This is a genomic window from Sphingomonas sp. PL-96 (assembly GCF_020707215.1).
GTDB lineage: Bacteria > Pseudomonadota > Alphaproteobacteria > Sphingomonadales > Sphingomonadaceae > Sphingomonas.
On sequence record NZ_JAJFET010000012.1, the window covers coordinates 32,190 to 54,076 of the forward strand.

17 protein-coding genes and 2 pseudogenes are annotated in these 21,887 nt (G+C 62.4%); 8 read left to right on the forward strand and 11 right to left on the reverse strand.

Features of this window, described 5'->3' with window-relative positions:
- Window positions 1-13: 13 nt before the first annotated feature.
- The 3 genes and pseudogenes from LK533_RS16470 to LK533_RS16480 form a co-directional block, all read right to left on the reverse strand.
- A complete protein-coding gene (locus tag LK533_RS16470; RefSeq protein WP_229364162.1) occupies window positions 14-2,344 on the reverse strand; it encodes a TonB-dependent receptor in 2,331 nt (776 codons plus the stop codon).
- A gap of 187 nt (window positions 2,345-2,531) precedes the next feature.
- A pseudogene (locus LK533_RS16475) lies at window positions 2,532-2,899 on the reverse strand (transposase); the annotation flags it as partial.
- A 129-nt stretch (window positions 2,900-3,028) separates the two neighbouring features.
- On the reverse strand, window positions 3,029-3,661 hold the full coding sequence (locus tag LK533_RS16480; protein WP_229364163.1) for a TetR/AcrR family transcriptional regulator: 633 nt from the start codon (window positions 3,659-3,661) through the stop codon (window positions 3,029-3,031).
- Between the two features lie 643 nt (window positions 3,662-4,304).
- On the opposite strand from LK533_RS16480, the gene LK533_RS16485 reads away from it, so the two are divergent.
- Window positions 4,305-4,637 (forward strand): hypothetical protein, encoded by a 333-nt coding sequence (locus LK533_RS16485; RefSeq protein WP_229364164.1) that lies wholly within the window; start codon window positions 4,305-4,307, stop codon window positions 4,635-4,637.
- A 1,185-nt stretch (window positions 4,638-5,822) separates the two neighbouring features.
- Here the strand turns inward: LK533_RS16485 and LK533_RS16490 are convergent.
- Window positions 5,823-5,999: a hypothetical protein gene (locus tag LK533_RS16490; protein WP_229364165.1), complete on the reverse strand. Its 177-nt coding sequence runs from the start codon at window positions 5,997-5,999 to the stop codon at window positions 5,823-5,825.
- 425 nt (window positions 6,000-6,424) lie between these two features.
- Here LK533_RS16490 and LK533_RS16495 point away from each other — a divergent pair, with 425 nt between their 5' ends.
- From LK533_RS16495 to LK533_RS16505, 3 genes are all read left to right on the forward strand, one after another.
- On the forward strand, window positions 6,425-7,285 hold the full coding sequence (locus LK533_RS16495; RefSeq protein WP_229364166.1) for an SDR family NAD(P)-dependent oxidoreductase: 861 nt from the start codon (window positions 6,425-6,427) through the stop codon (window positions 7,283-7,285).
- 248 nt (window positions 7,286-7,533) lie between these two features.
- Window positions 7,534-8,979 (forward strand): flavin-containing monooxygenase, encoded by a 1,446-nt coding sequence (locus LK533_RS16500; RefSeq protein WP_229364167.1) that lies wholly within the window; start codon window positions 7,534-7,536, stop codon window positions 8,977-8,979.
- A gap of 39 nt (window positions 8,980-9,018) precedes the next feature.
- Window positions 9,019-9,276, forward strand: coding sequence for a transposase (locus LK533_RS16505; protein WP_267495487.1), 258 nt, complete (start codon window positions 9,019-9,021; stop codon window positions 9,274-9,276).
- A 103-nt stretch (window positions 9,277-9,379) separates the two neighbouring features.
- On the opposite strand, the pseudogene LK533_RS16510 reads toward LK533_RS16505, so the two are convergent.
- A pseudogene (locus LK533_RS16510) lies at window positions 9,380-10,117 on the reverse strand (IS5 family transposase).
- Between the two features lie 928 nt (window positions 10,118-11,045).
- On the opposite strand from LK533_RS16510, the gene LK533_RS16515 reads away from it, so the two are divergent.
- Both LK533_RS16515 and LK533_RS16520 read left to right on the forward strand, forming a co-directional pair.
- Complete coding sequence (locus LK533_RS16515; RefSeq protein ID WP_229364169.1) at window positions 11,046-12,647, forward strand: META domain-containing protein; 1,602 nt, start codon at window positions 11,046-11,048, stop codon at window positions 12,645-12,647.
- A 96-nt stretch (window positions 12,648-12,743) separates the two neighbouring features.
- Window positions 12,744-13,325, forward strand: coding sequence for a Bax inhibitor-1/YccA family protein (locus tag LK533_RS16520; protein WP_229364198.1), 582 nt, complete (start codon window positions 12,744-12,746; stop codon window positions 13,323-13,325).
- A 590-nt stretch (window positions 13,326-13,915) separates the two neighbouring features.
- Here the strand turns inward: LK533_RS16520 and fabI are convergent.
- From fabI to LK533_RS16550, 6 genes are all read right to left on the reverse strand, one after another.
- Complete coding sequence (fabI, locus tag LK533_RS16525; RefSeq protein WP_229364170.1) at window positions 13,916-14,689, reverse strand: enoyl-ACP reductase FabI; 774 nt, start codon at window positions 14,687-14,689, stop codon at window positions 13,916-13,918.
- Window positions 14,686-15,879: an acetate/propionate family kinase gene (locus LK533_RS16530; protein ID WP_229364171.1), complete on the reverse strand. Its 1,194-nt coding sequence runs from the start codon at window positions 15,877-15,879 to the stop codon at window positions 14,686-14,688. The genes fabI and LK533_RS16530 overlap by 4 nt, the downstream gene beginning before the upstream one ends.
- Window positions 15,876-17,300 carry a bifunctional enoyl-CoA hydratase/phosphate acetyltransferase gene (locus tag LK533_RS16535; RefSeq protein ID WP_229364172.1) on the reverse strand — a complete coding sequence of 475 codons (1,425 nt, stop codon included), beginning with the start codon at window positions 17,298-17,300 and terminating at the stop codon, window positions 15,876-15,878. The genes LK533_RS16530 and LK533_RS16535 overlap by 4 nt, the downstream gene beginning before the upstream one ends.
- Window positions 17,301-17,303: 3 nt before the next feature.
- Window positions 17,304-19,061 carry a PHA/PHB synthase family protein gene (locus LK533_RS16540; RefSeq protein WP_229364173.1) on the reverse strand — a complete coding sequence of 586 codons (1,758 nt, stop codon included), beginning with the start codon at window positions 19,059-19,061 and terminating at the stop codon, window positions 17,304-17,306.
- 9 nt (window positions 19,062-19,070) lie between these two features.
- Window positions 19,071-19,550 (reverse strand): hypothetical protein, encoded by a 480-nt coding sequence (locus tag LK533_RS16545; RefSeq protein WP_229364174.1) that lies wholly within the window; start codon window positions 19,548-19,550, stop codon window positions 19,071-19,073.
- Window positions 19,551-19,759: 209 nt separating this feature from the next.
- The gene (locus tag LK533_RS16550) at window positions 19,760-20,467 is read right to left on the reverse strand and encodes a TetR/AcrR family transcriptional regulator (protein WP_229364175.1); all 708 of its coding nucleotides are present in this window, start codon (window positions 20,465-20,467) and stop codon (window positions 19,760-19,762) included.
- 131 nt (window positions 20,468-20,598) lie between these two features.
- Here LK533_RS16550 and phbB point away from each other — a divergent pair, with 131 nt between their 5' ends.
- Together phbB and LK533_RS16560 are read left to right on the forward strand one after the other, a co-directional pair.
- Entirely contained in the window at window positions 20,599-21,327 is a 729-nt protein-coding gene (gene phbB / locus LK533_RS16555; protein WP_229364176.1) for an acetoacetyl-CoA reductase, read from the forward strand.
- Window positions 21,328-21,430: 103 nt separating this feature from the next.
- The gene (locus tag LK533_RS16560; RefSeq protein WP_229364177.1) at window positions 21,431-21,880 is read left to right on the forward strand and encodes a hypothetical protein; all 450 of its coding nucleotides are present in this window, start codon (window positions 21,431-21,433) and stop codon (window positions 21,878-21,880) included.
- Window positions 21,881-21,887 lie beyond the last annotated feature (7 nt).

Consider the following 21,887-nt stretch of genomic DNA (forward strand, 5'->3'; position numbering starts at 1 on the left):
CTCTTGATGTCGATCAGAACCTCGCGTCCAACGACAATCCTACCGTGCGCTTGGCCTCTGCTCCGACGAACTGCGATAACGACAGGGGGTCAAGCTGCTGCTGCGCCACCGGCGTCGCGAAGCGTGCGGCGGGCCGGAAGGTGTCGAACAGGTTGCGCGCGAAGACCGACACGCCGAATCGCCGGTCGCTGGTCCGCACGCCGATCCGCCCGCCGAAGATCGCCGCAGCATCGATCGCGGCGACCGGATCATTGGTCGCATCGCTGTATCGGCGAGAGGTGTAGACCACGTCAGCCTGGGCGAAGGCGTCAACGGAGCCGGTGAGGGGCGTGCCATATTCGGCGCTCGCGGTCACCTTCCACTTCGGCGCACCGACGAGTTGACGACCTTCGGCGCTCGTCGGCACGTTCTGGAAGTTGGGGATCGCATATCCGGCACCGTAGCTGGTGTCGTTGTAGACGACGCCGACGTTCGCGACGAGCGCGCGCGAGAGCGTCCCGAACAGGTTGGCGCTCACGCCCTTCGACGTGAGCTTGGGCGCGTTGCCGAAGAGGAAGGCACCGCCGGCCGAGGGATCGAAGAATTGTGCCTGGAAGTCCTCCACCTTCGTGTAGAAGGCCGTCGCGTTCAGCGCCGCCCGTCCTCCTGCGAGCGTCGCCTTGAACCCGATCTCACCCGACTTTGGGATCTCCGGCCGGACGACCAGCGGAACAGCCGCCGTGGTCGCGCCGTCGTTCACCGCGGCGCCCTTGTAGCCCCGCGTGTAGGTAGCGAAGACCATTAGATCGCGCGTCACGTCGTATTGCGCACCAACTCGGTAGGAGAAGTAGGTGTCCTTGGGATTTGCGCTCAAAGCCTCGAAGGTTATGAAAGGCGCGAACGCTCCGGGTGCCGTGGCGCCAGCTCCGGATACAGCCCTCAGGTCCTCTCGTCCGACGCGCGCACCGAGGATGACGCGCAGGCGGTTCGTGGCGTGGATCGTCGCCTGTCCGAAGGCCGCGTAGCTCTCCACCCGCGTGGCAATCGGCCGTGTCTGCCCGAAGCTCAGACTGCACAGCGTAGCGGCCGGCAGCGGGCAGGCGCCTATGAGTGGCAGGTCGGCGAGTACTTGGCCGATTTGCGATTGGAAGTAGTCCTGGGTGCTTCGAAAGTAGAACAGCCCGCCCACGTATTCAACTGCCTCGGAACTCGACGAGGAGACCCGAAGTTCTTGGCTGAAGTTGTTTGACCCGGTGCGAATGGTCTGGAACAGACGGTCCGCGGACGTGGCGTCCGCATCCTGCGCGGACGTGTTCGACCGCACGCGGCGAAGCGCCGTGATGGAGGTGAGGGTCGGACCGCCAAGATCGAGATCGACTTGGCCCGAGAAGCCGTAAGTCGTGATCGACCCTTTGTTTCCTGCGTTGACACAGCCCTCGTCGTTGCGTGCGCGGACATCAACACCGCAGGCGTTGAGACGGGCGGTAAGCGGGCTGGTGGGGGATGAGCTATAGACCACCCATGGTACGCCGCCGTTGGTATCGGTGTCGGTATAGTCGGCACCCAGGTTAACCGTCAGCCGATCGGTTGGCTCCCATAGGAAGCGAGCACGACCGGCCTTCGCCTGCCGCTTGAGATAGGTTCCGTCGAAGAGGTTCCGCTGCGTCTGCGGTTCCTGACTGAATGAGCCGGCGACGCGAAGGGCTGCGTTCGAGCTAACAGGAAGGTTTAAAGCCGCACGAGTGATGTAGTTGTTGTTGGTGCCGATGTCGGCGTGCCCAATCACTTCGACCCGTGACGGATCAGGAGCATTTGTGACGACGTTGACGACGCCAGCTGAGGAGTTGCGGCCGAAAAGCGTCCCCTGCGGGCCTTCAAGCACCTCGACGCGCGACACGTCGAAAAGGAGCGGTGGGTTTATCGACGTGTTCGCGAGGGACACGCCGTCCACAACCACGCCAACACTGCCTTCGGCAGATTGCGAGAACGATACCCCGCCGATCCCGCGGATGCTGACCGCGCCTCCGCCGGGCGGGCCAACCACGTTGAGGGCCGGAGCGGTGCGGGTCAGATCTTCGACCGCATTGATGTTCTGCCTAGTCAGTTGCGCGCCGTCTACCAGCGTGACCGTAACTGGAACCTCTTGCAGGCGTTCCTCGCGACGGTTCGCGGTGACCACGATGTTGGTCACGCTGTCGCGGTCGGCGGTGTTCTCCGGCGACGGTTCGTCTCCGGGTACCTGCTGGCCCGTGTCGGAAGTGCCAGCGGGCGCGGAGGGTGACGGCGTCTGAGGAGATGTCTGGGCTTGAGCGTGCGTCGCGATCCCCAGCACGCTGCAGCTTACGAGAATGCTAAACGCCTTCATGATCAATCCTCCCCGCATCGGGTCATTGCCCGACGTCTATCGGCATCTTGATCCCTTGCCCCTAATTAACTGTCAAGCACGAAAGTATTAAGCGGGTGTGTTGGGCATACTCTGCAAGGTGCGGTCGACTCCCGGCGGCGCGCGCAGCGATGGGCGGAGCCAGATGCCTAGGGGCACGACTCGTTGATCACAGCCAGAAGATCACGGTGGCAGCGGGAGCGACGGCGGAGAAGAAGGCCGTTGGGTACCGGTCGTAGCGGGTTGCGACGCGCGCCAGTCCTTGAGGCGACCGAGCATGATCTCGATTCGGCTGCGTCGACGATAACGGCGCATTTCGTACCTGACGGGCTCTTTGCGCGATCTGCGACCTGGAATGCAAGGCTGGATACCCTCCGCCTGAAGAGCGTCCCTGAACCAATCGACATCGTAGCCGCCGTCCCCGAGCAGCCACTGCGCTTTCGGCAGATCGTCCAGCAGAGCGGCTGCGCCGGTCTAGTCGCTGACCTAGCCGACGGTCATAAGGAAGCTAAACGGCCGTCCGTTTGCTTCGACAAGAGGTCCTGGCCCTAGCGGCGATGAGCAGCAGCATGCAAGCGACGCAAGGCGAGCTGGTGACCCCGCCAACGACGAACAACGGGCGGGAGTGGCCTTTTGCACGAGGTGACGGGATACTTTAGCCGTCGCCTACTTCTTTTCGACTTGTAGGACGCCGTTCTCGGCTGCGTTCTGGATGATAGCTCGAAACAAGTCTAGGGAACGCTTCACCTTTCCCGGATCGTCCACAAGGACGGTAGAAGTGGAGAGCCCGCGGATACTCCAGGCAAGCAGCCTGACTGCGTCGATCGTATGCTCGCGAGGGCCACCAAAGAGCTCTTGAGACCGCGAAATACTCTGCTCCTCAGCCTCGGCGGCAGCCGACCCTACGAGGCTCCAAAGCTCTTGATCACTGCGGGCAGCGATGACGATTTCCAGTACGGCCAAGCCTGCCGGGCTACTGTAGAGCTCCCAGAACAAATCCGGCCAATCTTCGACCTTGCTGCCGCGACCAGTCGACGTATGGATATCAAGAAGGACATCACGTTCCGCCTTGAAGACGCTGTCAACAACCTCTCTGAGCAAGTTCGCTCGAGACCCGAAGTGATGGATGATCGAGCCACGGCTAACGCCGGCTTCGTCGGCAATATTCGCGCTTGTAGCGGCTCCATAGCCACTCCGATGCAGTACGGTGATCGCCGCGCCAATCAGAGCTCGCCGTGTGGTCGCCGTTCGCTCCGCCTGGGTTCGACGATCCCGGGTTGCGCCGTCACCTTTTTTCAAAGTACTTGACTCCAATTCTTTACTCGAACTTCTTGGCTTCGATCCGGAAACGACGCCCTTGCTCAGGCCGACCGTTTGACCTCAACTCGCATCAAAGGGCCTCGTCGGCAATCCACCGAACGGACACGAAATAGCCTCTCGCGTCGACCTCACTGTATACGTCGACCCCTTCAGGATCCGACCGTGTGACAGTCCACCTCGCTGACAACCGCACGAACGAGCATGGAGTGTCCGGCTGGGAAGAACCCGCTCCACGCTGTGCGTCGCACTGTGACCTGACGGAACCAAAAACTGGAGGCATGCGGACGGTCCGCTCTTCGGCCAAAGCTGGCATAGTGATCACCACCGAAAACATACTTTCGGACTTGACAGGAAGTGGCCGGTGCCAGAATGCAGAGCCAGGCTGTATAGCAGCGCTGGGGATGGATCTGGCATCTGTCCGGGCATGTTCTCAGCTCCGGGTTTCGTTCGTCCGCTCCTTTTGGTTAGTTCCAACGGGATGTGAATAAAACGGTGGAGCAGGGCAAGCTCGCATGTCGGACTAGTCTCATTGCGGATGCTGCAACGCCGAGTCGGGGCCTTACTGCGGCCAAACGCCGCACGGTTTCCGGCTGTTGAGGATCCGGTCTGGAAGGAAGTCACCATGAGTATGATCTACCTGTCTCTTCTGGTCGCAGTTCCGAGCGCCCTAGTCGTCCCAGGCGCTCCCACTGCGCCCCAGACCGCATCTGCGTCGACGAGTACACCCGCGGCGCCGGTTGAGCCGCTCACCACCGACTCCACGATCGATGCTATCGCATCGACGCCTGCTGGTAAGGCTGTTCTAGACAAGGATTTGCCGGGGCTCACCGAGCATCCCATGTACGAGGCCATCAAGACCATGACGCTTAAGCAGGTGCAGCCGCTTTCCAACGGCATGATCACCGACGAGGCGCTCGTGCAAGTCGACGCGGACCTCAAGAAGCTCAAGCGCTAACGCAAACAGCGCGCCGCTCCAACCCTCTAGGCGTTCGGGGCGGCGGCGCTTCACTGCGACGTGAAGAGAATAAGCTTCTGCGGGACAGCCCCCCCGTTTGACATGAGGACATAGCGCACGTCTTTGCCCGTGCCACCAAGCCGGCCATGTCCGACCGACGCTGTTCTCATCACATTCGACCGCCACGAGGTCACGCGCGCGATCCGCTTAGCACCCGAGCAGCCATACGACTCTGCACCTGTCCGTAGCGCCGCGCCGTCGATGGCGACGACTAGCGGAACATGACCGTGATCCCATTTGCGTTCTCTTCGGCGGCGAACAGGTTCTGGTCAGCGCAACGCGCAAGCCGTGGGTTGATAGCGCCGCAACCGCTCCTGGCACGTTGCCGACAGCAAGCGCGATGCGCCGGTAGATGCCGGCAACTCTGGCGGGTGAGGGGAGTTTTGCCCGCTGCACAGCTCACCAGCGGCGCCACGCCGTCCGCATCCTATTCGCCCCGGGGCGCATCTATCATTTGTTCAACACGTTGCCGCTCCCGGTCCGCTCCAACGCGGCGGAATAGCACCCCTTCCGCAATCCGCCTCTCCGCGTACCTCATTGCCACCCGCGGCATCGTTTTTGCCGATAAACGCCCAGGCGCCGAGACTCTCCTGGTCGGTTTTCGAGCGGGCAGATAAAAGAGGCCGGTGTCGTCCGCTTGCGGCCGCAGATCCTTGACTTCGACGCTGCCAGTTCGCTGACGCGCAGGCCAGCGTGGTGGCCGAGCCACAGCAGTGCGGAGTCGGCCAGATCTTGGCGCGCGTGCGGCCGGGGCGATGAACGATACTGTCCTCGTGCGCGAGCGCCGTCGTAGCCTGGTCGAAAAGGGGAGCCGCGGAGTCGGCCACGACTGAATGCCGATTATCGAGCGTTGCAGCAGCTTCAGGCTGAGCGGGCTCTCCAGAGAACCGGCGGCGCCCATGGCGTAGGCGCGCGAAACGAACGCGTCGGGATTGGGCTCGCCGAACGCCGTGAAAATCGCGAGAGTCTCGGTGATGTCGGGCGGGAGCAGCTGCGCAACGGTGATCGGCGGACCGCCGGTGCTGCGCGCCATCGCGGCGACGTCGGCGGCTTTAGTTCCAATCTTGGCGCGGCAGGTCAGCCGCCAGAGAGGTGCGCTGGATATCCTTCACCAGCTCGTCGACGTTACGACATCGGTCGCGCCCATCCGTACTCGTCGAGGACGTTGAGATAGAGCGTGCGTGGCGGCGGCGCGGCCCCGGTCTCGTTGGTGAGTTCGCGGACCTTCAAGGCCGTGGTGCCGTCGATCGCGGCTTCGGCTTCAAACACGGTCGACTGCCCGATCCCCGATTCCCGGAGCAAGACAAGACGACGAACGGATGATCGCGCAAGTCGGCACCGGGCTCTGCGGCCGGCAAGCTGCGCTCTTCATCGAAAACCTGAACGCGTCTGTTGATCATGCGCCCAGTTGCCTGGCACGCCCAGATCCGTCAGCGCTAATGAAGAACCGACTTATTGGACCGCGCTGACGACGAATGTGCCTCCTCGGATCAAAGCTCAGTCCTGCCAAATCCGACGACGGGATCCTTCAGCTTGTCTGGCTTGCCGGCCGGCTTCTGCCAGAGCCACCCCACCATAAGCCCTGAACAGGTCGGGTCGGTTGAAACCTCGATCGGACGTTCTGATCAATCAACTGCACTGCTGTATTGCCAGCCATCTTCACACCTGTCGCGAAATGACAAGCCGTGTACGAGCCGCCGATCTATCAAGGGGCGGTGGAGGCAGATATGACATACAAGCACGCGATCATTACTGGCGGCGCCAGCGGCATCGGTCGCGCGCTTGTGTCGCGCCTCCTTCATCGCGGGACTCATGTTGCTGTGCTTGATCGAACCATCCCATCCGACGTGATGCACGAGTTCACCTCCGTGGCCTCTTCCACTGGCGCGGCACTTACACCACTCAACGTCGACATAACCGATGCCGCGGGTGTGGCCGAGGCAATAGAAGCCGCTGTTGCGGTGCACGGCTCGCCCGACCTAGTGGTAAACTGTGCCGGCATATCGATGATCCGGTCGGCCCTCGACACCTCCCCAGACGACTTCCGGCGCATGGTTGACGTCAATCTGAACGGCAGCTTCAACATCGCGTCGGCCGCCCTGCCGCACATGAAACGCGGGAGTCGGTTGGCATTGGTCGCCTCTATGGCAGGCATCACCAGCAACTACGGCTACGCCGCATACGGCTCCTCCAAGTTCGGGGTCGTCGGACTGGCCGTGACATTGCGGTACGAGTGGGAGCCGCTCGGCATAGGCGTCAGCTGCATCTGCCCACCGGAGGTCCGTACTCCAATGGTAGCGGACGAAATCAACCGAGTGGACCCGCCACTTACCGAACGCGTCTCACGCTCATTGAAGCTATTCGCCGGGTCCCTCGACATCGATACCGCAGTCAACGAGATCTTGCGCGCTCTCGATGCAGGTCGTTTCATGATTGTACCGGGTGGAAAGGCGAAGGTCGCAGCTGGTATTTACCGTTACCTTCCTGCATTGCATTTCGCATCAGTCCGCGCGATTGTCGCCCGACACTTACGTCGCGCAGTAGAGGCAGGGTCACCCAGGGCGTGCGACTCGAAGAAGGCACATTGATAGTCCTGCCGCCCGCAACAAGGTAGCGGCGTCGAACCCCTCCTAAGCCGCTTCGGCTTTGATGCAAACCAGACCGCGCTGAACCTTGAACTGAATGGCAATTCGCAAGCCTCTTGGTCCCTTTTCCGTGATGCAGGTGGGCTCGCGTGTGGAGCTGCCTCTTTCTGCTACATCGATCCGGCAACGCTGTCGTGAAATGGCAAGTCAGCCCCCGTCCTTCGGACTACTCTCCGGTCAGGAGAATGGATATGCCTGATTTTGATGTGCTGATCATCGGCGCTGGCCTGGCGGGAGTCGGGATGGCCTGCCGCTTAGAGGAGGCCGGGGCGAACCTGCGCTACGCAATCTTGGAGCGGCGTGACCGAATAGGCGGAACCTGGGACTTTTTCCGCTATCCTGGAATTCGCTCCGACTCCGATATGTACACGTTGAGCTATCCCTTCCGGCCGTGGCTTAACTCCAAGGTACTCGCGGAAGGGCCAGCTATCCGCGATTATATCGAGGAGACGGCACAAGCATACGACGTCACCCGCAACATCGAATTTGGCATAAAGGTCGAATCGGCCAATTTTTCGACGGCCGATAATAGCTGGACGGTCACAGCGCGACGTGAGGTAGATGGCGCTGAGGTCGGTCTGACCGCGCGGTTCCTGGTTATGTGCACGGGATATTACGACTACGATCAAGGCTACCTGCCTGATCTGCCAGGACGCGAGCAGTTCCAAGGTATTTTGATCCACCCGCAGCATTGGCCAGAAGGACTCGACTGCGCTGGTAAAGCGGTGGTTGTGATTGGCAGTGGCGCGACTGCTGTGACGCTGGTGCCTGCCCTCGCCAAGACCGCGAGGCATGTAACGATGCTGCAGCGCTCGCCCAGCTACATCTTCAGCATTCCGGCGGAAGATAAGATGGCCCGTGCGCTCGGCCGCGTACTCCCAAAGAATTGGGTCTCGAGAATGGCCCGCTCACGTAACCTTCTGCTGCAACGCACGATCTACAAGGCGTCCCAAAGGTTTCCTAAGCAGATGCGGCGCCTCTTGCTTTCCGCGGTCCGTAAGCAGGTGGGTCCCGGCGTTGATCAATCTCATTTCCAGCCAACCTACAATCCCTGGGACGAGCGACTGTGCGCGGTACCCGATGGTGACTTGTTCAAGACTCTCCGATCAGGGGACGCCTCGATTGTGACCGACGCCATCGAGCACTTCACCGCCGAAGGTATCCTGCTCAAGTCGGGTAGGCACCTTGACGCTGACATCGTGGTTTCGGCGACGGGACTACGCCTGAAGATGCTCGGCGGCATCAGCATCCGGGTTGATGGAGCGGCGCAGATGTTGAACGAAGGCGTCACTTACAAGGGAGTGATGGCAGCAGGAATACCTAACTTGGCATTTGTGTTCGGTTACACGAACATACCATGGACCGTGCGTGCTGATCTGTCAGCGCTATGGATCGTCAGGCTTCTGACACACATGCGATCAAATTCCTTGACTCAAGCGGTCGCCTACGCTCCTGCCGAGGTCGTGGAGACAGCAAGCATCATGGATAGCATGCAGTCTGGCTACGTGAAGCGTGGGGAATCTGAGTTGCCCCGGCAAGGGCGTGGAGGGCCATGGCAAGTCACCAACGACCTTAATATCGACAAGCCGCTGCTGCTCCGCCAGCCGGTAGATGATGGCATCCTGCAGTTCAGTTGATTACCGGTTCGGTCTTGCTAGACGATCTTAACGAACTGTTTGACGCGGGATCGAGGTCGCCGGCTCGCCTTTGTTTTGACGTTAGGGCAGACGCACGACACGCAAGGGTTTGCGCCGTTGATCCGCATGATCCCCGACCGGCTCGACGCCGTGCTCGCCGACATGGGCTACGACGCCGATGCGGTCTGCGACGAGTTGGCCAGTGCGGACATCGAGGCGGTGATCTCGGCCAAGAACAAGCGTCACCACTCCGCACCTCTGGCGCGACGAGGTCGAGCCCCTGTTCTACAAACCTGAGAACTGTCGCCACCCATTACAACAAGGCCGCCGAATGCTACAGCCGCTTCGTTAGCCTCGCCTCAGTGTTGCTCTGACTACCCTTTGTCCACGAAGCCAGGGGTCAGGACTCATTGGTCATAGCCAAGATGACGGTGGCTGCGAGGGCGACGGCGGAGAAGAAGGCGGTAGGGCAGCGGTCGTAGCGGGTAGCGGCGCGCCGCCAGTCCTTCAGGCGGCCGAACATGCTCGATTTGCTGCGGCGTTGGTAGCGGCGCTGGTCATATCTGACCGGCTCGCTGCGATCTGTGACCCGGGATGCCGGGATGAATGCCCTTGGCTTGGAGAGCATCCCTGAACCAGTCGACGTCATAGCCGCGATCACCGAGCAGCCACTGCGCCTTGGGCAGATCGTCGAGCAGCGCGACCGCGCGCTATAGTCGCTGACCTAGCCGGCGGTCATGAAGAAGCTCAACGGGAGGCCGTGGACGTCGGCAAGCGCGTGCAACTTCGTGTTCATGCCGCCCTTAGTGCGTCCGATCAGACGTCTGAGATTCCCTTTTTACCCGCAGGCTCGATGCCGTGCAGTGCGCCTTCAGAGATGTCGTGTCGATCATGACCGTCTTCGGCTCGGCGTCCGGCGCAGCCAGCTCCTCCATCATCCGCGCGAACACGCCTCGCTCGCCCCTCGCTTTCACCGGTTGTAGAGCGTCTGAGCGTCTTGTGCGGGCCATAGTCCTTCGGTGCGTTCCGTCAGCGGGAGCCCGTTGCGGTTGACGAACACGATGCCGCTTAACACCCTGCGGTCGTTGAGCCGGGGCCTGCCGTGGCTTCTGGGGAAGAACGGCCGCAGGCGCTCCATCTGCTCGTTCGTCAGCCAAAACAGATGGCTCGTTTCAGTGTCCTCTCGGAGCCTGAATCAGATCGCAGCCGTCACATCAATGCGTCCTGAACCCTAGCTTTCGCAACGTCGGATCGCGAAGGGCATGCCGACCTGAGCACAATGGGCGACCTTGCGGAGCAATTGGTGAGGTTGGACAATACTGCTCGGATTTGATGATCGGCCGGACAACAGGCGCATCGACATTTGACGGAACATCATTGACCACCCCGCGTCGCCGCGGCGCTTCTCGTCACGGGATCGTAGGACCACGTTATAGCTCGAGGAACCGCACGCATCACCGACGAACTCTCGTTACGGAAGCCTTTGCTGTAGCCGGCAAGACCCCTGAACTGGTGACGCAGATAACCTGTGAGTCGCTCGATCGACGAAAAGCGCGGCGCTCACACGCCTCGCGGTATGACCTGCTCCTGCGGCGCCGGCTCGCCTCAGCGCCGGGAAGATCGCCGACGGTCATCCAAAACTGGCGAAGAGCGTCGGTGCCACGCTCGCTAGCGCGGTGATGTCGGTGCCCAGACTGCTCGAGCGGGAGCGCGCCAGCGACTACAAGCAGAACCACCATTCGGGCCAAGACTAAACAGACGAGCCCGCCAAGCCTACGCAAATGCGCGATCAGTTTGCTTGCAACACCTACAGGCTGGCCTGACTCCAGCTATAGTAACTCTGCATTTGAACTATAATCACGTCAGGCGCTCGGCGCACCGGAGACTGGCCTTGGAGGGGTGCGCCCCAACTCCGCGGCTGTGCGACTTGATCAGCTCCGCCGCACGGTCGCTCCCGCCAGCGAAGCCGGACGGCTACCAAAACGCTGGGCTCTCACAATGGTATAAAGAACAAAGGGGCACACGTCGGGGGACTCACGTTCATGTTCGGAGAGCTATGAAGGCATATGATCATTCCCACCCTGCGTAAGGCTCAGCGGCCGGTAGCCATCCTCGCACTCAGCCTGCTCGGAGCTTGCGGCGGCGTGAAGGATCCCACTCCGATGCCTAAGCCCGTGCTCGCCAGAGCTCCGAACCCGGCTCAATCGGCGTCGATCGACAGAGTTGCACTCGAGGGTCGATGGCCAATCACCGCGTTCGACGGGCGGCCGCCAGCAGCGGCGGATCATGCTGGCGCGTCCTCCCGGGCACCGTCCTTCACCTTCACCCGGACCGGGTACGCCGCAACCGCAGGGTGCAACGCGCTGGGCGGCATCGGCACGCTGCATGGTGCGCGATATTATACGATGCCGGGACCGCAGACCGCAATGGGGTGCCTGGGCGGATTGGCCGAGCGGGAAATCATGCTGGGCACTGTGATGCGTACGTCACCCACCATCATGACCGTGGCGGAAGGAGAAATTCAGCTGTCCGGCGGGGGGCATCGGCTCACGCTTCGCCGTGACCCGCAAGCCATCACTCCATCCGCCGATACCGCGCCGATGCTGGCCGGAACCCGGTTTCAGATCCAGTCGGTGGATGGCGCGGTGCTCGAACCTCGCGGCGGGACCGAGGATCGTCCGCTGGGCTTCGCTGCCGAGGATTGGCGCGCGAAGCCGGCATGCGGAACGGTCTCGGGCAAGTGGCGTCAGGACGGCTGGACAGTGCGTGCGACCGATATTGTTGTGTCGCAGGAAGGATGCGGCGCTAGCGGCAGCACCACCGGTAGCGTGGTCCGCGAGCTATTTGCGTCGCAACCGAACTTCTCGGTTGGTCCTAATGGCGAACTCCTCGTAGCGGGCGGCGGCCACTGGATCGCGGCCGAGCGCGACACGAGCGCCGCAGCGCGCGACATGCCGCGCTTGACAGGTAGCTGGGATATCATCCGCCTGGATGGGCAGCCGCTTCAAGCCAATAGTCCCGGCGAACAGCACGCGCGCCTGGACTTCGGCGCGATGGGCTACACCGGTTCTACCGGCTGCAATTCGATCAGCGGCGACTATGTTACTCGCGGTAGCCGCCTTTACACTAATCCCGGTGCCAGTACGGAACGGGGTTGCGGTACGTTGACCACCCAGGAAAGCCGCATCCAGGCGCTGCTGCGCGCGTCGCCTCAGATCAGCCGGACGGGCAACGACATTCAACTGATCGATGAAGCGGGCGGCATGCTGATCCGCCGGACAAGTCGCACGCCTAATGCGGTGCCTTCTGCCCATCCGCTGCCCACGCGATTTGTTGCCACCGCTATCTCGCTCAACGGGGAGCCCATGCAAAACGACGTCTCGGGTCCGAAATCCCGGGTCACGATCGCCGGCAAGGAAATCCGGATCGATATAGGATGCGGCATGGTGAGCGCGGTCATCAGACGCGATCCCCAAGGCACGTTCCTCATCTCGAATGCCAGCAGCAGTGATGGCAGCTCGTGTACCGGGGCAAGACGCGCCCAGCATGATCAGGTGATGCGGATCATGAACGATTCTGTCGAAGGTATCGTCGACACCAAGGGCGACTTGCTGCTTGCCGGAGAAGGCGTGTGGCTCACGGCTCGGAAGCTGGATCAAGCGCGCTAACGGCCCGGATGATCGCTCGCGGCACCATCTGTAGCTCCGTTAGCCTGAGAGCGACCAGAAAACCGCGCTCGACCTCCTCACCGCCGCAGCGCCGCGCTGGTCGCGAGCGTGCCCGCGCTCTATCAGACGATCTTCGGCACTCCGCTCAAGTGGGTGGCGATCCTCGCCCCGCTGGCGGTCGTGCTGCTGATCTCTTTCTGTGTCGGGCGGATAACCACCGCGCAGGCCCGCACCGCCTTCTTCGCCTTCGCCGCCGCGGTGATAGGCGTGTCGATGGCCAGCATCTTCCTAGTCTTCGCCGGCACCAGCATCGCACTGGCCTTCGTGAGCGCGGCAGCGGTCTTCGCGGGCATGAGCCTGTGGGGCTACACCACCAATATCGATCTGTCGCGCTGGTCGACCTTCCTGATGGTCGGGCCGATCCGCGTCGTGATCCCGAGCCTCGTCAACCTGTTCGTCGGATCCTCGACGCTGCAGCTGGTCTTCTCGATCGCGGGCGTGCTAATGTTCACCGTCCTCACCGCGCGGGATACGCAGCGGCTCGAGAGCAAGTACCTCGCCTATGCCGGCACCGAGCGGGCCGAAAAGCTCGCGGTGATGGGCGCGCTGTCGCTGCACCTGAACCTGGTCGACCTGTTCCAGCTCCTGCTGAGCCTGTTCGACCAGCGCGAGGAATAAGGGAGAGCGCCATGACAAGCCCATCGGGTACTTTCCCCTGGCCGGCGCCGGCGGCGACGCCCGCACCGGCGCGTCGAGGACGGGATTAGGCTGCTGCGACCGCTTCGTCCGGCCTGAGGCCGAGCGCCGTCGGACAAAGAAGGAGCTCCGTCTTTTTACGCGCTGCTTGGGCGGGTCCCCCGAACAATATGCAAGTGATAACAGGGCCCGGACGCTCTTGTCCGGAGACGCTCGAGTTAGACTCCAACTCCGCGCCTGGGGCACGTACCAAACAGCTGCTATCCAGATCGGCCGGGTGCTTAGAGCAGCTCAAGCCTCTGATTTAGCAGGCTCGCCGTGAACTCCGTGACAGTTCGGAAGCATCGCCGTTCCCTCTTCAGAATTGCCGGATCTCCGGCGGCGTCCTCGAAAGTTGCGTCCAATCCGCACGGAGAACGCCGGTGCGAACGTAGCAGGTGAACCGGCCTCCAGGAGAGGTCAAAGATGGCAAGCAGCACATGAACGTGACAGAATGACGGAGGACTGCCATGAGTTAAGCATTGAGGCCCACGTCCGCTGACCTCGCCGAGGTTATCGCCCTCCTAGCCTCTTCATGCGAGCAGATGCTGACCGCTATCAACGGGGATGATTGTCCCGGTGATCCGTTTCGCGGCGTCGCTGACGAGGAAAGCAGACAGCGCTCCTACATCCTCGACACCCACCAATTGTCCCTGCGGCACCGTAGCCGCGGCGCGCTCGAGTAGCTCGTCGAAGCGATCGATCCCGCTCGCCGCTCGCGTTGCGATCGGTCCTGGCGAGATCGCGTGTGCCCGAATTCCTTTGGGGCCGAGTTCCGCCGCGACATAGCGCGTCGCGCTTTCGAGCGCGGCTTTCACCGGTCCCATGAGGTTATAGTGCTCGACGACGCGCTCGGATCCGTAGAAGGTGACACAGAGCAAACAGCCGCCCTTCTTCATTAGTGGTTCCGCCAATTTCGCCATGCGCAGGAAGCTGTGGCAGGAGACGTCCATGGCAATGGAGAAGCCCTCTGCGGAGGAATCGACGACGCGCCCATGCAGATCCTCCTTGGGCGCAAAGGCGATGGAATGGAGGAGAAAATCGAGCCCGCCCCATTGCCGCTCGACTTGAGCGAACAGCGCCTCAAGCTGGCCCGGAATCCGCACGTCGCAGGGAGCTGTCCATTCCACCCGGAGCTGGTCACATACCGGCTGCACCCACTGCTTTGCCTTGCCGTTGAGATAGGTGGCGGCAAGCCTTGCGCCACATTGGGCGAATGCTTGCGCACAGCCCGCAGCAATACTTTGCTCATTAGCAATGCCGACGACGAGGCCGCGTTTACCTTCCAGATCGACAAGCTGCTTCATGCGGCTTGTCCTTTGATGATATTTAGTGTGTGCAAAGCGATCATGCGTTCCTCATCGGTCGGAATGACATAGACCCGGGGCCGGCTGTCCGGCATGCTGATCAGGGGGCCATCGCACGCGTTGGCAATTTCGTTGATCTCGAGACCCAGCCATTCGAGCCTGCGGCAGATGCGGCTGCGCATGTCCGCATCATTCTCGCCAATGCCTGCCGTGAAGACGATGCCGTCAACACCACCGAGAGAGGAAGCGAGTGCACCGGCCTCGCGCCCGACCCGCCAGGCGAAGAGCGCGAGCGCCTCTTCTGCTTCCGGCGCCATGCTCGCGGTCAGCGTGCGCATGTCGCTTGAAATCCCGGACACGCCGAGCAAGCCAGACTTCCTGTATAGCAGGTCTTCGATATCGGCTGGGCTCATGCCCATTTGGGTCTGAAGGTGCAGCACCACGCCAGGATCGAGGCTGCCGCTGCGCGTGCCCATCATGAGGCCATCGAGCGCGGTGAAGCCCATCGTGGTATCGACGCTCCGTCCGGCTGCCATGGCGCAGAGGCTCGCGCCATTTCCGAGATGAGCCGCGATCACCCGGCCCGATGCAAGGACGGGATCGATCTCGGCGAGGCGCAAGGCGATATACTCGTACGAGAGGCCATGGAAGCCGTAACGGCGCACGCCTTCGTCGTGCAGCGAGCGCGGCAGGGCAAAGCGTGCGGCCAGATCGGGCTTGTCATGGTGGAAGGCCGTATCGAAGCAGGCCACCTGCGGCAGCTCCGGCGCGAGCTGCGCGATTGCGCGTATCGCGGCCAGATTATGCGGCTGGTGAAGCGGGGCCAGCGGACAGAGCGCTTCGAGCGTGTCCACTAGCTCGAAATCGACCAGCCGGGGCGCCGCAAATTGGGTGCCGCCATGCACGACCCGATGCCCTACCGCGACGATCTCGCGACCCTGGAGCGGATGCTCGGCCGCCCAGGCGAACAGATCGGCCAGCAGGTCCGCATGGGAGAGCGCCGCGCCGTTGGCCCACTCACGCTCCAGCAGGGTCTCGCCGTCCACCGAACGGGCCTCCACCGCGGGGGAGATGCCGATCTTCTCGATCTTTCCGCCCGCGGAGAGCTGAAGCCCGCCGGTTTCGTCGATGGCGAACAGCGAGAATTTGATGCTTGATGAGCCGGAGTTGAGGCTGACGATCGCCTTCATGGTCGCGCAGTTTCAGCCAGTCCGGGGGCTGCCTTGAGGGCGGCGCGCGCCAGCAGGACGGCAACCGCGCAGGAGGCGAGGCGGGTGCGCAGACTGTCGGCGCGGCTGGTGAGGATGATTGGCACGCGTGCGCCGAGCACGATGCCAGCAGCATCCGCACCGCCGAGGAACGTGAGCTGCTTGGCAAGCATGTTGCCGGCCTCGAGGTTGGGAACGACGAGGATCTCGGCCTTGCCTGCCACGGGCGAGACGATCCCCTTCTCCTTTGCCGCTGCCTCGCTGATTGCATTGTCGAAGGCGAGGGGGCCGTCCAGAAGTCCCCCGCTGATCTGTCCGCGATCAGCCATCTTGCACAGGGCCGCCGCGTCGAGCGTGGATTGCATGTCCGGATTGATGGTCTCGACGGCGGAGAGGATCGCGACTCTCGGCTCCTCGATGCCGATCACATGCGCGAGGTCGATAGCGTTGCGGATGATGTCGGCCTTCTCGTCGATCGTCGGCGCGATATTGATCGCCGCGTCGGTGATGATGAGCGGGGTCGGGTGATCCGGCACATCCATGACATAGGCGTGGCTGATCCGTCGCTCGGTCCTGAGGCCGGTTGCGGAGGAAACGACCGCACCCATCAGTTCGTTGGTGTGCAGCGAGCCTTTCATCAGCAGCCTTGCCTCGCCCGAGCGAACCAGCGCGACCGCCTTTGTTGCCGCGTCATGGCTGTGCTCGGCGGGCACTAGCCGGAAGGGTCGAATGTCCTTGCCGGCCTCCTCGGCCGTCTTCCAGATCTTCGCCTCGGGCCCGACGAGGACAGGCGCGATCAAGCCGGCTTCCGCCGCTTCGATCGCTGCTGAGAGCGCGGCGGCGCTGCACGGGTGGGCCACGGCGGTCGGCTCGGGCTCGCCATTGGAGGTGAGCTCGATCAGCTGGCGATAGCCATCATGATCGCGGAGCCGAACCTCGGGCAATATCGTGCGCGGACGACGGACCTTTTCGGTCGGCGCCTTGACCTCGGCCTGGCCGATGATGACCTGCTCGCCCGTCTGGTTGACGCAGCGGCAATCCAACACGACGATGCCGCGCTCCGCCCGCTTCTCGGAAACTGTTACTGAGGCGGTGATCGTATCGCCAAGGCCCACGGGCTGGGTAAAGCGCAAAAGTTGGCTGAGATAGATGGCGCCGGGCCCCGGAAGCTCGGTCCCAAGGACGGCAGAGATCAGGCCACCGCCCCACATGCCGTGGGCGATCACCCTGCGGAACAGGTCGGTCGCCGCGTAGTCCGCGTCCAGATGGGCCGGATTGATGTCGCCCGAAACGAGCGCGAAGAGCTGGATGTCCCGTTCGGTGAGCGTGCGGGTCGTACTTGCCGTGTCGCCGACCCGGATCTCGTCGAATGTCCGGTTCTCGATCATCGCCTCTTGCGTCACTGCTCAGCGCTCCAGCACATAGTGGCCCGGCGCATCGGCGATCGCGCCGTAGCTTTTGTCGGCGGCGCCCATCGGCGGCGGCGCGATGGGCTCACCCGAGTGACGGGCAAGCCATTCACCCCATTCGATCCACCATGATCCCTGCTTCTGCTCGGCGCGCAGTTCCCATTCCTCGGGATCGTAGGTGGGGCCGTCCACCGCGCGCGTCAGCACCCGATAGCGCCTGCCCTTGTGTCCCGGCTCCGATACGATGCCTGCATTGTGCCCGCCGCTCGTCAGCACGAACGTGATCTCGGCGCCGGTGAGCAGATGGATCTTGTGCACCGAGCGCCAGGGCGCGACATGGTCGCGCTCGGTGCCGACCGCGAACACCGGCTTCCGGACGGCCGACAGACTGATGGTCCTGCCTTCGATTTTATATTTGCCTTCGGCCAGACTGTCCTCAAGGAACAGACGCCGCAGATATTGGCTGTGCATCGCGTACGGCATGCGCGTGCCGTCGGCGTTCCAGGCCATGAGGTCGTTCATCGGCTCGCGTTCGCCCATCAGATATTCGGTGAGGATCCGTGACCAGACGAGGTCATTCGACTTCAGGATCTGAAAGGCGCCGCCCATCTGGCCGCTGTCGAGATAGCCCCAGGTCCACATCATCTTCTCGAGCAGGTTCAGTTGCCCCTCGTCGATGAACAGGCCGAGCTCGCCGGGCTCGCTGAACTCGGTCTGCGCCGCGAGCAGCGTGATGCTGGCGAGTCGATCGTCGTCGTCCCGCGCCATCGTGGCAGCCGCGATCGCGAGCAAGGTGCCGCCGAGACAGTAGCCGACCGCATGGACGGAAGCGCCGCCCGTAATGGCCGTTACTGCGTCGAGCGCGGCCATAGGCCCCATCAGGCGATAGGACTCCATGTCGAGATCCCGGTCCTGCGGACCGGGATTGTGCCAGGAAATCATGAAGACCGTGAAGCCCTGGACCGTCAGCCACCGAACCAGCGAGTTCTCGGGCGACAGGTCGAGGATGTAGTACTTCATAATCCAGGCCGGCACGATCAGGATCGGTTCGGGGCGAACCTTCTCGACGGTAGGCTCGTACTGGATCAGCTCCATCACCCGGTTACGATAAACGACCTTGCCTCTGGAGGTGGCGACATTGCCGCCGACGCGGAATGCTTCGGCGCCCACGGGGGGGGCGCCGCGCACCAGACGCTGCATGTCCTCGAGCAGATGCTGAAAGCCGTCTACGAGGCATTGCCCGCCGGTCTCCAGGATTCTTTGCTGGAGCATGGGGTTCGTCGCGAGGAAGTTGGTAGGGGCGAGCGTGTCGAGCATCTGCCGGGCGGTGAAGGCGACCATTTCCTCATGGTGCTTCGAAAGCCCGCTCACCCCCGTAGTTGCGGCATGCCACCATTGTTGGTTGAGCAGGAAGGCCTGGGAAAGAAGATTGAACGGCGGCGTCTTCCAGACCGGATCCGAGAAGCGACGATCCTGCGGTAAGGGCTCGATCGCGGGTGCCGCATCATGGTCTTTGGCACTTCGCAGTGCATAGTCTAGGAGCCGGAAGGGCTTCCGTGCGCCTTTTGCTGCCAGTTGCAGCTGCTTGCCCGGTGAGACGGCGAGATGCAAGGCCCAGTCCGAAAAGGCCTGGAGAACGGTGGCAGGAGAGAGACCTCCGGTCATCTGTGCGATCACCGCGCCCGCGGTATTGTCCAGCGTTTCGGCGATGCCGTCAACCGGGTCGGGGGCGGGGGTTGAGTTTTCAGCGCTCATGACCGATCCTCACTCAGGAAGATGATGTGGGGCCGCGCGGACCACTTCCTCGCCCCGTCGCACCGCAGCGTCAGTCACGATCACAGTCTTGCCTCCGAAATTAGACATGCTCGTCTCCCGGCTCTGAGCTGTCGCCGGGTCGAGGCGGCGAGACCGTCCAAGCCGCACGGCAAAGCCGGGCGAGGGCGATACCGGCGCCATTCTTGCAACCTCTTCCGCCGCCAGATCCTGCTTGCCGATCATCCGTGCGCTTCTCTCGACACCGGCTACGGCATTGTCACGAACTAAACCTAATAGTTTCGTATTTCGATTGTCAAACCGCTTCCAGGGCGACTGCCCCGCTTCATCGTGCAAATACCGTCTTTCGCCTTGGTCGTTGGAGCTCAAGGCACGAGGCCCCGGATGATCCAGCGGCATGATCACGTTCGACAGTAAGATGCTGGCAGCGTTGCTCCAGTGCATGGCGTTCGCGAGATCGATCAATTGCAAACACGATCCATCAACGAAGGAGACGTACTGGCCTCACCGGCACCAACCGAAACAACGTGCGTCGGCTCTGACTGTGATGGAGAGGCTCGCGGTGATTCCGGGTTCCGCGCGGATAATCCCGCCGCGGCGCCCAGGCGGAACCGCAGCTTTGTCGATGCGCTGCAGTATCGCGAGCGTGATCTCGGGGGATGCTATCCGAGGGTGAGGTATCAAGCGCGAAGGAGTGGAAAGGCCCGGGCGAAAACATCGAGCGTCTGTTCCAGATACGCCTTCTTCGCCCTTGCCGAGTTCGGCAAGTCTAGCCTGATCAGGATCCGCATCCGCGGCACCATAACAAGGTTGTCGAAGATCATCGTCGCGAGGAATGGCAGGTCGAGGGACTTGACTTCATCCGCCTCCAGTGCCTCCTCCAGCACTTTCTGGATCAGCATCGGTCCGTGCTGGATGTTAATCTTCGCTTCGGCGTCGCCACTTTCGATAAGCTGGTCTCGCGCCCAGAGCGCCAGCTTCTCCACGGCGAGGATTTCAGGGGTGAGAGACACATCCAGCATTTTCCGTGCAGCACGCATCAAACGCTGGCGCGGGGTCCCCCGGCGTGCCGCGGCGACGATCGGCTCGTGTCGATCATCGATCGCATGTTCCAGTGCAGCGATAAGCAGGCCGACCTTCGAGCCATACCGGGCATAAAGGGTCCGCTTGGAGACCTTTGCCGCTAACGCGATGGCATCCATGCTCGTCTTGTCAGGACCATGCACGACGAGCTGGTCGAGCGCGACCTCAAGAATATGCCCTCCGAGGCGGGCAGCGATTTCCCGTGAGGGTCTGCCGCCCCTGGGGTCGCGGGGAGCAAGCATCTGCTTGGGCGAGGATGATTTCCGTGACGGCACATCTACGTCACTAGCCTTGCTGACGACCATATTGAAGGGCGCCCTTGATCATGGGCATCTTTCTGGGCCATATCGACACTGCCAGGTGTACATATGCCCGCCCGGAGAGCTTCTCAGAGCGAGAAGACAGGCACCTCCTGAACAATAGGGGATCGGAGGGCATGACAAGCATCGCTCTCGTTACCGGAGGCACGCGCGGGATCGGCGGCGCCATCGCCCGATCGCTGAAGTCCGCGGGCTGGCCCGTCGCGAGCGTCTATCATGGCAACGATCAGGTCGCCGAGCAATTTAGCCGCGAAACAGGCATATCGGTATTCCGGTGGGATGTCGCGGATGAGGCTGCCTGCCGCGAGGGCGTTGCCCTAGTGGAGGCCGCACTTGGCCCTGTGGCTGCGCTCGTCAACAATGCCGGGATCACGCGAGACGGGATGTTTCACCGCATGAGCTGGGTGCAGTGGCGCGAGGTGCTCGCGACCAACCTCGACTCCATGTTCGCCATGACCCAGGCAGTGATCGGGGGAATGCGCGAGCGTCGGTTCGGACGGATTGTCAATATCTCGTCGATCAATGGGCAGAAGGGCCAGGCGGGGCAGGTCAACTATTCCGCGGCCAAGGCCGGGGTAATTGGATTTACCAAGGCGCTTGCCCATGAAACCGCTTCGCGCGGGATCACGGTTAACGCGGTCTGCCCCGGATACATCGACACCGACATGGTTGCGGCCCTGAGGGGAGAGGTTCGGGATGAAATCGTCGCCGGCATCCCCGTCGGCCGGCTTGGCGAGCCCGACGAGATCGCCGAAGCCGTCTCCTATCTCGTCTCGCCCAAGGCGGCGTTCTGCACCGGGTCCGTCCTCACGATCAACGGTGGCCAATATGTCGCCAACGGGTGAACGGCCTTGCGCCGGCGCCGGTTCCGGGGAGGCATTTCATTTTCTGCAACGCAGCGTTAAGGGGAGAACTGCTCTCTGCGGTTCCGTTAAAGGACTCGAAGCTATGACCTATCCGTACGACCAGATCAGAGTGCTCGGTAAAGCCAACGGACAGTTGATAACATCGCTGTTCCAGAGCGCCCGCGAAGCGGTTGAGGAACATGCTCGAATCGGCGCCAAGGCGTTTGAAGTCGTTCTTAACCCGTTAGGAGATGGGAAGCCTGGAAGCGTACCTGCCTTCGACAGTGGGCGATTGGCGGCTCTCTTCGGTGAAGTGAAGGGGTCGCGAGAGGCGTCGGTTGCAAGGGTCAGGTCTGCCGTTGAAGAATGGCAGACCTGCTGCAAGGACGTGCTCGCGCAAGTGACGGAGAGCCAGCAGGCATTCGGCGAAAGCATGCTGGCGTGGTTCCAGCCACTGACCGAGATGTCGACGGACCCATCGAGGAAAACGGCGACCGTGGAGCAGGCGGCGCCCGATCAGGGGGCACGGGCGAAATCGCCCACCGCGTCCTGAGGCACCT

What these genes read in the sequence shown, in the direction of transcription:
- LK533_RS16495 (WP_229364166.1), top strand. Translation starts at nt 6,425, where the DNA reads ATGACATACAAGCACGCGATCATTACTGGCGGCGCCAGCGGCATCGGT.
- LK533_RS16550 (WP_229364175.1), bottom strand. Translation starts at nt 20,467, where the DNA reads ATGGTCGTCAGCAAGGCTAGTGACGTAGATGTGCCGTCACGGAAATCA.
- LK533_RS16540 (WP_229364173.1), bottom strand. Translation starts at nt 19,061, where the DNA reads ATGAGCGCTGAAAACTCAACCCCCGCCCCCGACCCGGTTGACGGCATC.
- LK533_RS16530 (WP_229364171.1), bottom strand. Translation starts at nt 15,879, where the DNA reads ATGAAGGCGATCGTCAGCCTCAACTCCGGCTCATCAAGCATCAAATTC.
- phbB (WP_229364176.1), top strand. Translation starts at nt 20,599, where the DNA reads ATGACAAGCATCGCTCTCGTTACCGGAGGCACGCGCGGGATCGGCGGC.
- LK533_RS16515 (WP_229364169.1), top strand. Translation starts at nt 11,046, where the DNA reads ATGATCATTCCCACCCTGCGTAAGGCTCAGCGGCCGGTAGCCATCCTC.
- LK533_RS16500 (WP_229364167.1), top strand. Translation starts at nt 7,534, where the DNA reads ATGCCTGATTTTGATGTGCTGATCATCGGCGCTGGCCTGGCGGGAGTC.
- fabI (WP_229364170.1), bottom strand. Translation starts at nt 14,689, where the DNA reads ATGAAGCAGCTTGTCGATCTGGAAGGTAAACGCGGCCTCGTCGTCGGC.
- LK533_RS16470 (WP_229364162.1), bottom strand. Translation starts at nt 2,344, where the DNA reads ATGAAGGCGTTTAGCATTCTCGTAAGCTGCAGCGTGCTGGGGATCGCG.
- LK533_RS16560 (WP_229364177.1), top strand. Translation starts at nt 21,431, where the DNA reads ATGACCTATCCGTACGACCAGATCAGAGTGCTCGGTAAAGCCAACGGA.
- LK533_RS16485 (WP_229364164.1), top strand. Translation starts at nt 4,305, where the DNA reads ATGAGTATGATCTACCTGTCTCTTCTGGTCGCAGTTCCGAGCGCCCTA.